General features: G+C 72.5%; 1 protein-coding gene. It reads right to left on the reverse strand.

Features of this window, described 5'->3' with window-relative positions; genetic code table 11:
* The coding region (locus tag RCG67_RS17115; protein ID WP_368828000.1) for an aminopeptidase P family N-terminal domain-containing protein at positions 1 to 545 on the reverse strand (545 nt) is incomplete at its 3' end.
* Between the last annotated feature and the right edge of the window lie 44 nt (positions 546 to 589).

The following is a 589-nucleotide window of genomic DNA, read 5'->3' on the forward strand; positions in this document are numbered from 1 at the left end:
CGTCGTCGACGATCATCGCCCCCCACCCAGTTCACGAGGTCGAAGCGGTCCACGAGCGTCCACTCCGGCAGCGCGTGGACGAGGGAGCGGTAGCCCTTGGGGGAGAAGAAGCGGGAGTCCATCTCCAGGCCCACGCACCCGCGGGCGGCCGGGGCCTCCCGGCCGCGGCGGCGCAGGGCGAGGGCCACCCGGTCGAACGGGTGCAAGTGCGGGTGCTGCACGTACCGCTCGGGGTAGCCGATGATCTGCTCCGGGGGCAGCCGCGCGGTGCGGAACGCCCCGCGGGCGTCCATCTCCCGCAGGAACAGGAGCAGCTCGCCCTCCGCGGGCACGAGGAGCAGCTGCGGGGTGTAGAAGGACCAGGCGTCGTAGCCGGTCAGGTAGAACAGCTTCGCGGGGTCCGTCACGACCAGGGCGCTCAGGCCCTGCTCCGCCATCTTCTCCCGCACCGCCCGCAGCCGCGCGGCGTACTCCCCGGGGCTGAACAGGGTGGGGCGGACGTCGGGGTCGGGAGCGGTCACAGGGGCGGTCGCGGAGGTGCCCATGGCCCACCATGGGAACAGCCCCGGATGATCGTCAACAATCGGAC

The sequence above is a fragment of the Kocuria cellulosilytica genome (assembly GCF_040981245.1).
Taxonomy (GTDB): domain Bacteria; phylum Actinomycetota; class Actinomycetes; order Actinomycetales; family Micrococcaceae; genus Kocuria; species Kocuria cellulosilytica.